This window comes from Tardibacter chloracetimidivorans, assembly GCF_001890385.1.
GTDB classification, from domain to species: domain Bacteria; phylum Pseudomonadota; class Alphaproteobacteria; order Sphingomonadales; family Sphingomonadaceae; genus Tardibacter; species Tardibacter chloracetimidivorans.
Genome location: NZ_CP018221.1, coordinates 1646991 through 1660857, shown reverse-complemented (window position 1 = coordinate 1660857; position 13867 = coordinate 1646991). Strand labels below are relative to the sequence as shown.

General features: G+C 59.3%; 10 protein-coding genes and 1 pseudogene. 8 read left to right on the top strand and 3 right to left on the bottom strand.

What is annotated here, in order from left to right; all coding sequences use genetic code 11:
• Window positions 1-70 precede the first annotated feature (70 nt).
• From BSL82_RS08675 to BSL82_RS21750, 3 genes and pseudogenes are all read left to right on the top strand, one after another.
• Window positions 71-1498 carry an aromatic ring-hydroxylating oxygenase subunit alpha gene (locus BSL82_RS08675; protein ID WP_072596925.1) on the top strand — a complete coding sequence of 476 codons (1428 nt, stop codon included), beginning with the start codon at window positions 71-73 and terminating at the stop codon, window positions 1496-1498.
• Between the two features lie 98 nt (window positions 1499-1596).
• A complete protein-coding gene (locus BSL82_RS21755) occupies window positions 1597-1929 on the top strand; it encodes a Rieske (2Fe-2S) protein (RefSeq protein WP_072596922.1) in 333 nt (110 codons plus the stop codon).
• A 79-nt stretch (window positions 1930-2008) separates the two neighbouring features.
• A pseudogene (locus tag BSL82_RS21750) lies at window positions 2009-2766 on the top strand (IS5 family transposase).
• 158 nt (window positions 2767-2924) lie between these two features.
• On the opposite strand, the gene gloB reads toward BSL82_RS21750, so the two are convergent.
• Window positions 2925-3701, bottom strand: coding sequence for a hydroxyacylglutathione hydrolase (gloB, locus tag BSL82_RS08655; RefSeq protein ID WP_072596921.1), 777 nt, complete (start codon window positions 3699-3701; stop codon window positions 2925-2927).
• A gap of 313 nt (window positions 3702-4014) precedes the next feature.
• On the opposite strand from gloB, the gene BSL82_RS08650 reads away from it, so the two are divergent.
• From BSL82_RS08650 to BSL82_RS08640, 3 genes are all read left to right on the top strand, one after another.
• The gene (locus BSL82_RS08650) at window positions 4015-6327 is read left to right on the top strand and encodes a TonB-dependent receptor (protein ID WP_072596920.1); all 2313 of its coding nucleotides are present in this window, start codon (window positions 4015-4017) and stop codon (window positions 6325-6327) included.
• Window positions 6328-6428: 101 nt separating this feature from the next.
• The gene (locus BSL82_RS08645; protein ID WP_072596919.1) at window positions 6429-6908 is read left to right on the top strand and encodes a nuclear transport factor 2 family protein; all 480 of its coding nucleotides are present in this window, start codon (window positions 6429-6431) and stop codon (window positions 6906-6908) included.
• A 13-nt stretch (window positions 6909-6921) separates the two neighbouring features.
• On the top strand, window positions 6922-8916 hold the full coding sequence (locus tag BSL82_RS08640) for an oxidoreductase (protein ID WP_072598693.1): 1995 nt from the start codon (window positions 6922-6924) through the stop codon (window positions 8914-8916).
• A 27-nt stretch (window positions 8917-8943) separates the two neighbouring features.
• Here the strand turns inward: BSL82_RS08640 and BSL82_RS08635 are convergent, their stop codons facing one another.
• Entirely contained in the window at window positions 8944-10107 is a 1164-nt protein-coding gene (locus BSL82_RS08635) for an epoxide hydrolase family protein (protein WP_072596918.1), read from the bottom strand.
• Window positions 10108-10292: 185 nt separating this feature from the next.
• Here BSL82_RS08635 and BSL82_RS08630 point away from each other — a divergent pair, with 185 nt between their 5' ends.
• Window positions 10293-11033 carry an SDR family NAD(P)-dependent oxidoreductase gene (locus BSL82_RS08630; RefSeq protein ID WP_072596917.1) on the top strand — a complete coding sequence of 247 codons (741 nt, stop codon included), beginning with the start codon at window positions 10293-10295 and terminating at the stop codon, window positions 11031-11033.
• Between the two features lie 16 nt (window positions 11034-11049).
• Here BSL82_RS08630 and BSL82_RS08625 read toward each other — a convergent pair whose 3' ends face one another.
• Window positions 11050-12135: a Zn-dependent alcohol dehydrogenase gene (locus BSL82_RS08625; RefSeq protein ID WP_226998680.1), complete on the bottom strand. Its 1086-nt coding sequence runs from the start codon at window positions 12133-12135 to the stop codon at window positions 11050-11052.
• A gap of 232 nt (window positions 12136-12367) precedes the next feature.
• On the opposite strand from BSL82_RS08625, the gene BSL82_RS08620 reads away from it, so the two are divergent.
• Window positions 12368-13867 (top strand): aldehyde dehydrogenase, encoded by a 1500-nt coding sequence (locus BSL82_RS08620; protein WP_072596913.1) that lies wholly within the window; start codon window positions 12368-12370, stop codon window positions 13865-13867.

The window sequence follows — 13867 nt, the reverse complement described above, 5'->3', positions numbered from 1 at the left end:
GTTGCCGGGGCGGCTTCTCGTTCCATAATGCGGCCAAAGGACCGACCCGGTTCGGGATCGGATTGCAGTGATGGGAGCCGTCATGGTTTATCAGTATTATCACATCGATTATGGCAAACCCGATCCTGGCTCGCGGATCGAGGATGTGCCGACCTATGCCGACATCCTGAAGGCTGATGATGTGCCTTTGCCTCCCATCGTGCAGGAACAGGGAAACCACCAACCTGCACCCAGGCTGATCACTTACGATCGCTATTATTCCAAAGATATTTTCGATCAGGAGATCGAAAAAATCTGGAAAAAGCATTGGCAAGTCGCTTGCCGGGAAGAAGATATTCCCAATGTGGGAGACCGGATATCCTACGACGTGGTCGGGATGTCCTTTGTCGTCGTGCGCTCCGGTCCCAGCGAATTCAAGGCGTTCCACAATTCCTGCAGGCATCGGGGACGCAAGCTTTGCGACAAGAAGGGATCGGGCGGCCATCTTCAATGTGCATTCCATGGATGGACCTATGGCCTCGATGGCAAGCTCAACTGGATTCCCTTCGAGCAGGAGTTCCCCAACGTCGACCGCGCCCAATATAGTCTGGCTGAAGTGCCCACTGCGCGCTGGGGTGGGAATGTTTTCATCAATCCCGATGTGAACGCCGAGCCTTTCGAGACATTTCTAGGGCCGCTTGCGCGGCATTGGGTCGATTGTCCGCAGGAAGATCGTTACACCGCCCTGCATGTTCGGAAAAAGGTGCGTTGTAACTGGAAGTCCGCGCAGGAGGCGTTCAACGAAGCCTATCATGTCGTGGAAACCCACGCGGACGGCATGCCGATGTTCGGATCGGCCCTCACGCAGATCGATTGCTGGGAGGAAGAGAATGCGCGGGTTAACCGGCTCATCACGCCGGGGATGGTTGTGGACCCCTATATTGCCGATCGGGTAAGCACCCACGAAGGATTGCGGGTATTTTGCAGCGCATATGGTTTTGAGGCTCCGCCTGCCGATCGCGGACAGACGGGGCCGGATGCGCGGCGCTATGCCGCCGAACAAATTCGGCGACGGCTGGAGCAAGCGACGGGCAGGGATTTTTCCGGCCGGGCTCCGGCATATTTCCTCGACATGGCGAAATATGCGGTATTTCCCAATTTCCACCCCTGGTGGGGCGAGATGCTTCCCTGGTGGTATCGTTTTCTGCCGTATGAAAACGATCCCGAGGCGTCGACCATGGAAATCAGGGTGCTGCAGCCTATACCGGCCGATGGCAAACTGCCCCCGCCAGCCGAGGTCGTTGAGATCGACTTTGACGAAAAGGGAATGGACTATCCTCAGCTTGGGCCGCTCGGGCATCTCGTCGATCAGGATATGGCCAACATGATCGCTGTTCAGAAAGGCTTTAAGGCAGCGGCGGCGGGCAAGGATTTTCTTACTCTGGCGCCTCGTGCCGAAGCGCAGATCGCGCATTTTTATGAAGTCTATGACAAGTTGATGGGATTCGACCGAAGCTGAAAGGCGACGGCGCTGCAATCTCCCGTTTGGGTGGTCTCGGCCACCCATTTTTTTAAGAAACGCAATCTCGTCCGGTCGCCAATGTCGAAGTTCCGTTGATGAAGAGATACTTCCCCGCCCTCCCAGTCTCGGCGTTTGAAGGGGATTGCCTGCGCGGGGTGGAGGTTGCGGGGCGGCAGATTCTTATCGCCCGCGTTTGCGGGGAGTTCTTCGGCGCGTCGAACATATGTCCGCATGCCGGTTCGCCACTCTCGATGGGGAGATTGGCCGGCACGATCGTTCAATGCTCGCTACACGGGATCCGGTTTCGGCTGTCTGACGGGAAGGTGGTTGGCGCTGCCGCTTGCGGGGCGCTTCCGGTGTACCGGACACGAGTCAAAGACGGCATCGTCGAAGTGGAAATCCCCGATAGCGTTTTGAAAAAACCCTAGGGTCCAAACTCAATCAGCCTCTTGAAAATCGTTGGTCTCATTGATTCAAGGCGTTTTCGCTGAAGAGGAGGCCTTGGGGATGTCGCGTTCGTTGTTCTGGCTATCGGATGAAGCGTGGACAGCAATCGAGCTCCACTTGCCCAAGAACCAGCCAGGAGCACGACGTGTTGATGACCGGCGGGTGATCTCCGGCATCGTTCACATGCTCAAGTGCGGCGGTCGCTGGGCAGATTGCCCCGCCGAATACGGGCCGGCGACGACGGTCTACAACCGATGGAACAGGTGGAGCCGGCGGGGCATCTGGACACGCATCCTGGCTGCACTGACCGAAGAAGGCTGGATCGCCGAGACCGGGCAGATCGATAGCAGCTACATCAAGGCTCACCGTAGCGCCGGTGGGGCAAAGGGGGGGCGCGAGCCAATGCCATTGGGATCTCGCGTGGCGGCCGGACAACAAAGATCCACGCCCTTGTCGACGTCCTCGGACGGCCGCTTCGTCTCGTCCTGACGCCCGGCAACACATCGGACGTGAAGGGCGCCGACCTGCTCATCAACGAAACAGCGGGAATGAAGCGGGTGATCGCCGACCGCGGCTACGACGCCAATCGCATTAGGACCATCCTGCGCGAACAGGGCACGACCCCGGTGATCCCCGGCCGCCGCAACCGCAAGCGCCCGATCCAATATGACAAACGCCGCTACAAAGATCGCTGGCGGGTCGAGGCTATGTTCTGCCGCCTCAAGGATTTCCGCCGGATCGCTACTCGCTACGACAAGCTTGCACGAAACTTCCTCTCAGCCGTAAGCCTCGCTGCCGCTGTGGCTTTCTGGCTCTGATTGAGTCTCAACCCTAGAGCGGCGTGGGTCAGATCTGAACCACCTGCGTTGTCCTGTGACGGACTCGATCGTAGCCACCGCTACGCCCTGCGCTCGCCTCCTGCCCACAGCCGCGAAATCCTCGCGGCGCAGGCGGCTCCGATCTGGCGCACGCCGCTTTAGCCTCTGAAATTGTCCTTGCGCGCTCGCACTTCCGCGAAAACCGCGACATCGTCGCATCCCTCCATGCCCAGCCTCTGCCTTATCGCCGACGAGCCCGTGCGCAAAAACGGGTTGGTTCGCAACTCTTCCCCGATGGTTGTCGGGACGGTTGGTACGTCCTTTTCCCGAAGGCGGTGGATGTGCGCTACCCGAGCCGCGAGATCAGTATTTTCCGGTTCGACGGTAAGGGCAAAATGCGCATTGGCCGCAGTATACTCATGTGCGCTGTAAATCACCGTATCCTCCGGCAGCGACGCCAGCTTCTGGAGGGAGTCATGCATTTGAGCGGGAGAGCCCTCAAACAGCCGGCCGCACCCCAAGGGGAACAGAACATCCCCTACAAACGCGATACTCGCGTCTTTGAAGCAATAGGCGATATGATCGGTCGTGTGCCCAGGCAAGGCAAGGATCGATGCCTGAACTCCACCCAGGTCGACGACGTCTCCGTCGCCAACGGCTATATCCACATTGGCGATCCGCTGTTCCAAATCGGCTGGCGCGACCACCACTGCGCCGTAGCGCTGTTTCAGCGCTTCGTTCCCTCCGGCATGATCGGGATGCCAATGCGTGTTGAGGATATGCGTCAAGCGCCAGCCGCGGCTGTCGAGCTCAGATGTGATCGCCCCTGCGTCGGGCGTGTCGATGGCCGCTGTTATTTCCGTGCCGACCACGTGCACAAGGTAGCCATAGTTATCGTCAAGGCAGGCAAATTGTCGAACTTCCAGATCGTGCAAGACTCCGCTCCTTCTTTCTTGGGTCTGTCAAAAGGTCTGACGAAAAAGACTGCCCAATCTGCGTCTGCGCGAAATATGACCGGGTCCGCAGGCAATGGCGCAAAACTGCTCTACCATGCAGCGAATTCCGAGATTTACCTACTGCTACCATTATAATAGCGCCGGGAAACCGAGTGATATGTGTAATTCCGCGTTGAGCAACGACCCTTTCAGTCAAGGTAAAGACGATCGTTATCGCATTGGGTTAGAAATTACCTGACAACGACCCTGCGATGCGGGCGAAAGTTACGAATTCTGAAATGGGGAGGGAGCTATGAAAATGAGAAAAAGCGCCGTTTCGATGCTGACGTTACTCGGTACGACGATGTTGGCGACATCGGCGTTCGCGCAGGATGCCGTCGAGCCGCAACAGGCTGGCGAGGACCAGCTTGCCCAAGCTCCCGCCGCTACGCAGCCGTCTGTCGTGAGCGAGTCTCAGGCGGGACTGTCCGATATCATCGTGACGGCGCGCCGCCGCGCGGAACCCCTCCAGCAAACGCCGGTGGCGATTTCCGCTATCGATAGCGCAAGGCTGGCAGAAGCTCGGGTCACCAACATCTCCGACGTCACGACCCTGGCGCCTTCGATCACGCTGGCGCGCAACTCGACCAATCCGGTTTCACTGTTCCCGTTCATTCGCGGTTTCGGCACTAAATCAAGCGATCCGGCCCAGGAGCCGCCCATCGCGCTGACTATTGATGAAATCTACCAGGCGCAGCTGATCGGCGCGTATATCAATCTTTTTGACGTTGAGGCGGTTGAAGTGCTTCGCGGTCCGCAGGGCACGGTTCTGGGCAAGAACTCCCCGGCAGGCGGCGTGGCCGTCCGCACGCGGCGACCCAAGGACGAATTTGGTGGTCTGGTGCAGGCCGATTACGGCAGCTTCGATAACGTGCACCTCCGCGGCTATGTCGATGCTCCGCTCGTTCCGGGCAAGTTGCTTGCGACCGTTTCGGCCAATTATCAGAACTCAGATGGTTACATGCGTAACATATTGACCGGCAAACGATTGGGCGGCATTGATCTCCAGTCGTACCGCGTCGGCCTGCTCGCCCATCTTGGCGAAACCGTCGATTGGTACGTCACCGGACAGATCGATTTTGACAAGGGCGAAGATGCCGGCAACCGGAACGTGAGCACCAGGGATCGGCTCGTCGTACCTGGCCTGACCTATGTCGTGCCTCCGCCCGTGACATTGACTTGCACGGCGCCTTATAGCGCAAGCCTGTGCGACTCCGCGCTTCCGATAACCAGTAAGTACAAGACGCGTGCCGCGCCTCAGCCCAAGCGCGACAGCCGCAACCTGAGCCTGGCCTCCAACCTCAATGTGGATGCCGGACCCGTTGGTCTGGCGGTGGTGACGGGATATCGTCACTTCCGCGAAGTTTCCTTCTCTGACATTGATGGCACCGAACTGGGGATCATCGATTCAGGCTATGACGGCAACTACCGCTCATTCTCTCATGAGATGCGCTTGTCCTCGAATGACGGTGAAGGGCTTGACCTTGACGGCCGTCTCAACTGGCTGGTCGGAATATATTTCTTCAACTACGAATATGATCGCTTCAATGACCAGGTCATTCTCGGTAACCGGGGCGGGACCTATCAGGAAGGCTCAACAAACAGCTATGCTATTTTCGGCCGGGCTGAGTACGAAGTGGCGGACGGCTTCAGCCTGTCGGCTGGCGGTCGTCAAACATGGGATCGCAAGAAGCACCTTTCCTGCGGGTCACGCTGCCTTCTCGGGCTTCAGGCGGACATCAGCGAGCGGGCGTCCTGGAACAACTTCTCCTACGATCTGACGGCAAACTATAATTTCACGCCGAATAATATGATCTATCTGCGTTATGCTACGGGCTATCGCGGCGGAGGATTCACCGGCGTTCCGGCCACCGTGGCAGCGTCGTCCATCGCTGATCCGGAAACCGTGAAGGCGTGGGAACTTGGCCTGAAGAACGACTTTTTCGACAATCGCCTTCGAGTCAACGTGTCCATCTTCCAGAACAAGTTCCAGGATTTGCAGCGCGTTGTGACGGAGTCGACCGACATCCCGCCGTTCTTCATCCAAAAGTTGAGGAACGCGGCAAAGGCCAAGACGCAAGGTGTTGAGGTTGAGATGCAGGCAAGGCCAGTCGATGCGCTCACGCTTCGCGGATCGGTCGGCTATCTTGACGCCAAGTATACGGACTTCGTGGCCAATGTTACCGGCGTTGAGGCGAATGGCGCTTCGGATCTGTCGTTCCTGAAGTTCCCTTATACGTCCAAGTGGACCGCAAGTTTTGGCGCCACCTATGATCTTGATCTGGGTACTGTCGGAAGCGTGTCGTTCACTGGAGACTATGCGTACAGGTCAAGCTATTACACAACGGACCTGAACTATCCATTCTCTTATCAGGATGGCGTCGGTGTCCTGTCCGGTAAAATTACCTGGCGCGACGTTGACGACCGGCTATCGGTTTCGGTCTGGGGCAGAAACCTGACGGACGAGTTCTACATTGACGGTGGTGATCCGGTCGCGAGCCTCACCACCTATGTGTCGGACGCACCTCCGCGAGAGATCGGAGTATCGGTTGGCTATCGTTTCTAAGTCAAAGCGAAATGGGGAAGGGCGCTCCGGCGCCCTTCTTCGTCAGTTTTCGTGACTAGGTACAAACTCGTTGCGTTTCGTAAGATGCGGAGGGTCTGATCTTGGATGAACCCGACACCCTAATCGACCGGATGAGAATCCGCGAAGTCGCCGATCTCTATTTTTTCTACTGCGATGCGCACGAGCCCGAAAATGTGGTGCGCTGCTTTGCACGCGAGGGCGTTTTCCGTTCCGCCACCCAGGCTGAAATGGCGCTCCGGGGGCACGCGCAGCTGGAAGAGGGATTCAGAAGTTTCACCGGCTACGGCCGCGCCTGCCACAGCGTGGCCACGATGGAGATCAACGTGACCGGTCAAACGGCTACCAGCCGCTTGTTCGGCACCTGTTTCCTGTCCGGCGCCGCCAAAGTTGGAGATCCCGTCTTCGTCCGGGGGCTTCGCTACAGCGACCGGTGGATAATCGAGGACGGGCGCTGGGTGATCGCCGAGCGGGTCCACGAAGCGTTCTGGCAGTTCGAGAGCACGCTGATCGACCGCATGTTGCCGGAAAAGTCATGCGCACCGGTTGAGCCGCGGCGCTGAAACGAGAGAAAACATGGCCGCGAAAATACTTGACCCGATTACTATAAATAAGCTGGAACTGAAGAATCGCGTGGTGATTACCCCGCACGGTACGTTTCTTTCCGTCGATTCCTTTTCCGAGGCCGCAATCGCCTATCAGACCGCCCGCGCCAGAGGCGGCTGTGGTCTTTCGATTGTCGAATGCACTTCGACCCACCCCACGAGCGTCAACACACTGAACAATTTCGACGACCGCGTTATCCCCGGTTTCCGGAAGATGATCGAGTCGATCCGTCCTTACGGCATGAAGATGTTCCAGCAACTCTATCATGGCGGGCACAACGCCAATCAACCCGGCAAGCGTCCGCCACTGGCGCCGTCGGATGTACATGGCACCGAGTTGAAGGGTGTGCCCGTTCCGCTGCTGGAAGAACAGATTGAAGAGATTGTCGCCTCCTTCGGCGACGCGGCGGAGCGGTGCCGCGAAGGCGGGCTGCACGGCGTCGAAATCCACGGCGCCCATGGCTATCTGATCCATCAGTTTTTGTCGCCGCTGGTCAACCGGCGCGAGGACAAATGGGGCGGCAGCCTGGAAAACAGGACGCGCTTTCTGCAGGAGGTGCTGCGTGCTGTCCGGCGGAAGGTCGGCCGGGATTATGTGGTAGGCGTCCGCCTTTCCGCCAGCGAGGCGATCGGAGGCATCACCGAGGAGGATCTGCAGCAGGTCGTGAGATCGCTGATCGCGGAGGATCTGATCGATTATGTGAGCGGGTCTTTCGGTGATTATTACGAAATGCGCTATATGGTCGGGACGATGGCGGAGCCGACCGGCTATATGCTGCCTTCGGCATCTCAGATCTTGAAAGATGTGCCGATTCCGCGCCTCACCGCCGGCCGTTTCCGTACTCTCGACGAAGCACAGCAGGTGCTCAACGATGACATCGCGGATATGGTCGGCATGCTGCGCGCCCATATCGCCGACCCCAATCTCGTCAGCAAATCCATGGCGGGCAAGGTCGAGGAGGTGCGCCCCTGCATCGCCTGCAATCAGGGCTGCGTCGGTGGCCTGTTCCGTGAACAATGGCTGGGCTGTACGGTAAATCCTGCCGTCGGCTTCGAAAAATACCTGGCCGAGGAACTGATCGAGCCGGCCAAGGAGCCGCGCAAGGTTCTGGTGGTCGGCGGCGGTCCGGCGGGAATGGAAGCGGCGCGTGTTGCCGCGCTTCAGGGGCACAGGGTGATCCTGGCGGAAGCTCAACCCACCCTAGGCGGCGCAGTCAATGCCGCCAAGCGAGCGCCGGTTCTTCATACAATCGGGGATATTGTGGATTGGCAGGAGCGTGAGCTATTCCGCCTCGGCGTCGAGGTGCGGCTCGGCACCTATATGGAGGCGGACGAAATCCTTGCCGAGCAGGCTGATACGATCGTTATCGCCACCGGATCGATGCCGCGCATGGATGGCGTTCAGACTGAACGGCCGGGTGAACCTCCCACAGGTGTGGACCTTCCTCACGTCCTGTCGTCAATTGACCTGATCCTCGGCGGCAAGACGGAGCTCGGCCGCCATGCCGTGGTGCTGGACGATACCGGACATTATGAAGCGATTGCAGTTGCGGACGCATTGTTCGCAAAGGGGCTGTCGGTCACCTGGGTGACGCGCTTTAACAATCTGGCGCCTCATATGCAGTTCAACTATCGCGGTGAAACGGCGCTTGCGCGCTTCTACAACAAAGATGAGGGTTTCACCTTGCTGGTGAACCATCATCTCGCCGAGATCAGGCCGGGCGAGGTGACCATACATCCCACAAAGGCGCCCACGAAGCGGGTCACTATTCCCGCCGATACCGTCGTACTCGTCACGCCCAACCAGTCGGTACGCTATCTCTATGATGAAATCAGGCACCGCCATCCCGATGTGCATCTGATAGGCGACGCGCTTGCCCCGCGCGATGTGCAATATGCAATTGCCGATGGTCACCGGGCAATGCGTCCACCGGCGCCAGTGGTAGGTGATCGCAGCCCGGCCTGACAGCTGGACGGTCCGTCGCGGCGCATGTCACTTTCGCCGGCGCGCCGCGACCAGCCATTCCTGCAAGTCCTCGACAAAGTCACCGGGCTGTTCATGAGCGGGGAAATGCCCCCCTTTTTCCGCGTCGCGCCACTGGACGATATTATAGCTCTGTTCGATGCGGGAGCGAGGCGGCGGGATGATGCGCGGATCGCCCAGCCGGTTGGTGAAGGCGGTTGGAACCTCGCACCTTTCCCCGCGGCTGAGGGTTGTAACACTGCCCCCGCTTTCGCGCGCCAGACCGTTGTAGAGATAGGCGGCTGATGCGAATGCGTCGTTCATGACGTAAACGAGAATAGCCGTGAGCAGCCAGTCGAGATCATAGACCTGTTCAAAAGGCCGATCGCGAAGATCTGACCAGTCATGATATCGTTCGGCTATCCACGCTGCCTGCCCCACGGGGTTGCCTGCGGCAAGCCAGGCGAGCGACTGGGGCCTGCTCCCCTGCAAATGGCTATAGCCGCCCATGTCACGCTGAACCTGGCCGTACCGCACAACCCAATCCTGTTCTTCCGGCGTTTCGGGCCGGGCCGGCATCGGGAGCGAGATCATGCCGAGATGGATGGCGCGCACATGCTCCGGATGGCGGATCGCCAGCCACGAGCTGACGACGGCTCCCCAATCCCCGCCATGCGCAAGATAGCTGCCTTTCCCCAGCTTTTGGATCATCAGCGTGTTGATGATATCCGCGATGAACTGAGGGCCGACGATCCCGTCTGGCTTGCCGCTGAAGCCATAGCCCGGAAGGCTCGGCACGATAACCTCGACGGCATCGGCCGGATCGCCGCCAAAGCGGGACGGGTTGCTCAGCCGCTCGATAACTCCGAAAAACTCGAAAGGGGAACTCGGCCAGCCGTGCAGTAGAAGCAAGGCGGGTGCGTTTTCCACTTCGGCCCTGGCGTGGATGTAGTGGATTTTGAGCCCGTCGATCATCGTCGAGAATTGAGGAAAGCTGTTCAAACGGGCGATTGCCTTGTCCCAGTCGAAAACCTCCAGCCAGTGATCGCGCAATCGCGACAGAAAGGCCGCATCGCATCCGACGGACCAGCCATCACCCTCAGGCGCGGGTGGGAGAGCATAATCCTTTACCTGGCGCATGATCCTGGCGCGCTGATCGGCAGGCCAATCCACTGCGAATGTTTCGATGCTCATGCATATCCTCCCAATTCGCATCCTTTGAATTAGAGTGGAGCCCGGATCAGGGTGCGTCAAAACACTATCATGTTCGATCAATGCGAAATGCAGAGGTGGTAAAGTCGCCTCAATGGACGCGCGCTCCGGCAGCGGTCACAGTCAGAAAACGAAAACGATATGACTAGCGGCGGCAGGAGAGAGATATGCGGCTCAATGGAAAGGTTGCGATTATCACGGGGGCCGCTTCCGGCATGGGCGCGTCGCACGCGCGCCTATTTGGACGCGAGGGCGCTTCGGTCATTGTCGCCGATGTACTGGAGGCAGAGGGACGGGCCGTTGCCGAAGATATTGTTGCGAAGGGCGGCAAGGCGGTTTTCGAGCGGCTCGACATCTCCAGCGAGGCGGACTGGGACAGGGTGATGGACGCAGCCGTCAGCCGGTTTGGCGCGCTTGATATTCTGGTCAACAACGCGGGGCTTACCGGTGCGGGCGTTCAGGACGTGGATGAGATCGGACTGTTCGATCGGTTGGTGGCCGTAAACCTGCGCGGGGCTTTCCTCGGGATACGCGCGGCTGTGCGTCGAATGGACGGCCGGGGTGGGGCGATCGTGAACATAGCATCCATTTCAGCCAATATAGGCAATCCCGGCGTCCACATCGGCTACAACGCTTCAAAAGGCGGGGTCAGAACGCTGACCAAGGCGGCCGCGGCAGAATATGGTCCCAAGAAGATCAGGGTAAACTCCGTGCATCCCGGCGTCCTTCCACCGATGCTCGGCTCCAAGCGAGTGGAAGTGGCGGAATCCCTGCTTTCGAGGGTGCCGCTCAGGCGTACCGGCGAACTGGAAGAAGTCTCGAACGCGGTGTTGTTCCTCGCATCGGACGAGGCATCCTACATCAGTGGTGCGGAACTCTATGTAGATGGAGGGCTGCTGGCGACCTGACCGGGTCGCCCACCTCTTAATCGAATACGACTACAGAACGTGCCACCCCGCCTTTTCCTACTTGCTGCAATGCCTCGTTGACGTCTTCCAGACGGACGCGCTGTGAGACAAGCTCGTCGAGTTTCAGCTTTCCCTGCACGTAGAAATCGATGAGCTGCGGAATGTCGTGGGGAAAGCGATTTGATCCCAGCATACTGCCGATGACCTTTTTCCCGTAAACGAACTCCTTGCCCGGAAAGGAGACATTCTCATCGGGCGGCAGCATGCCGACAAGGACCATGGCGCCACCCCGTCGAATCATTGCAAAGGCGGATTGGGCAGTCAGTGCCGTGCCGACGGCCTCGAACGCCACGTCCACCCCGCCATGCGTCATCTGCGTGACCTGCTCGGCGGCATTGCCCATGCTTGCGTCCACAGTGTCGGTCGCCCCGAACGCACGGGCCAGCTCCAGTTTTTGAGGCTGGGAGTCAATTGCGATGATCCGGCCAGCTCCGGCGATCACTGCGCCGTTGATTGCCGACAGACCCACGCCGCCACATCCGAGAACCGCGACAGACTGGCCCGGCTGCACCTTGGCGGTATTGATGACCGCACCCACCCCTGTCAGGACGCCGCAGCCGACCACTGACGCTTTATCCAGCGGCACGTCGGACCGTATGCGCACGCAGCTGTTTTTATACACCAGCATTTTCTCGGCAAAGCTGCCCAGCCGCCCGTAAGGGTGCAGCTTTTCTCCTCTTGCGGTGATCTTGGGCTTGGCGTTCGGCGCCCGGTCACGCTCCGGACTTTCGCAGAGAACGAGATTTCCGGTGACACAATGGTCGCAATGACCGCAGAAGCTTGTCATGCATGTGACGACGGCGTCTCCGACCGCGACATTGGTGACGCCTTTGCCCACTGCTTCCACGATGCCGCAGCCTTCGTGGCCCAGGATCATCGGCAAGGGGTGGGGGTGTCTTCCGCCCCAATAGGTCAAATCGGTATGACAAATGCCCGAGGCCACTGTGCGGATCAGGACTTCGTCGGCCCGCGGTTCATCGATCTCGATTTCTTCGATCGATAGATCGCCGCGAAATTCCCTCATCACAGCAGCGCGCAACACATTTCTCCCTATCACGAACGGCCCGGGTTTCGTGCCCTTGGTTTCAGTATCTTGCTAACAGATTTGACGCGGCGCTGTTTACTTGAGTGGCATTGCCTTGTGCCCCGTCGAGCAAGCGCGGGCTGCTCGCCGCCTCACCGGTTGTGATGGCGCGCCATGTCGCCCATAGCTGGTTCAGAAGCGTTCGGTCGAGGCCGCGCTTATGCGAAGCGACAGTCCAGCGGAGGGTTGAATGGCAACGGGGCTTCATGACGGGGATCAGGGCTTCAGGCTCGCCAATCCAGAGCGGTTGTTCATTGGCGGGGAATGGAAAAATCCCGTCGAAGGGCAGGGGCTGGACGTAATTTCTCCCGTTGACGGCAAGGTCGGAGCCCGCGTAGCCGCCGGCGGCCCGCGGGACGTGGAAGCGGCTGTGCGTGCGGCGCGGAATGCCTTTGACAATGGACCATGGCCTCGGATGCCCATCGCCGAACGTGCCGCGATCGTGCGCCGGATCGGCGCTTTGCTGCACGAACGGCTTGCGGAAACCGCTTGGGCGACCACGCTGGAAATGGGCGCGCCATTGCCGATGGCGCGTGCTGTGGCGGAACGTGCTGCGGCGTTGTTCGACGATTATGCCGCTATCGGTGAATCCTATCCCGTTGAAGATCTACGCCGCAGGACCAATGGCGAATATGCAATTGTAGTCAGCGAACCCGCCGGGGTCGTCGCGGCGATTGTGCCCTGGAACGGGCCGAGTCTGCTGGCGGCCTTGAAGGTTGCCCCCGCACTGGTGGCGGGCTGCACTGTCATTTTGAAGCCGGCGCCCGAAACGCCCCTGGATTCCTATATCCTGGCGGAATGCATTGAGGCTGCCGGCGTCCCCGCGGGCGTATTCAATCTGGTAACGGCCGATCGCGAGACCAGCGATCATCTGATCCGTCACCGCGACGTGGACAAGATCAGCTTCACCGGCAGCACCGCGGTTGGCAAACACATCCTGCGCACCGCGGCGGATCGCGTGGCAAGGGTAAGCCTGGAACTGGGCGGAAAGTCGGCCGCCATCGTTCTGGACGACGCCGATCCCGAGCTTGCCGTCAGCCGTCTTGCCGGTGAGGCGACGATGAATACCGGACAGGTCTGTGCGGCGCTGATGCGCGTGATCGTTCCCAGGGCGCAGGTGAAGATGTACAGCGAAATGCTGGCGGAGGCGGTTTCCGGAATGAGGGTCGGAAACCCCTTTGACGAAGGAACGCAGATTGGTCCGCTTGCCATGGAACGTCAGCTTGAACGCGTCCAGGGCTATATCAGAAAGGGGCGCGAGGAAGGCGCAAAGCTGGTGTGCGGCGGGGCGCGACCGGCTGACCTCAACAGCGGCTTTTACATCCAGCCCACGGTTTTTGCGGACGTAAGCCAGAGCATGACGATCGCGCGGGAGGAGATTTTCGGACCCGTGACGAGCGTGATCGCGCATGACGGCCTGGATGATGCCGTTCGTATCGCAAACGACAGCGATTATGGGCTGCATGGCGGCGTCTTCACAAGCGATGTGGACGCGGCTTATGCGATTGCCCGACGGATGCGCACCGGCAATGTCGGCCATAACATCCGGGCCATTGATTGGCACATGCCGTTTGGGGGATTCAAGCAGTCCGGCCTCGGCCGGGAAGGCGGCGTGGAAGGCTTCCGCAATTTTCTTGAAGTCAAGACGGTCTATGTTTCAACTCCACCGTCAAAATTCGCGAATTCATGA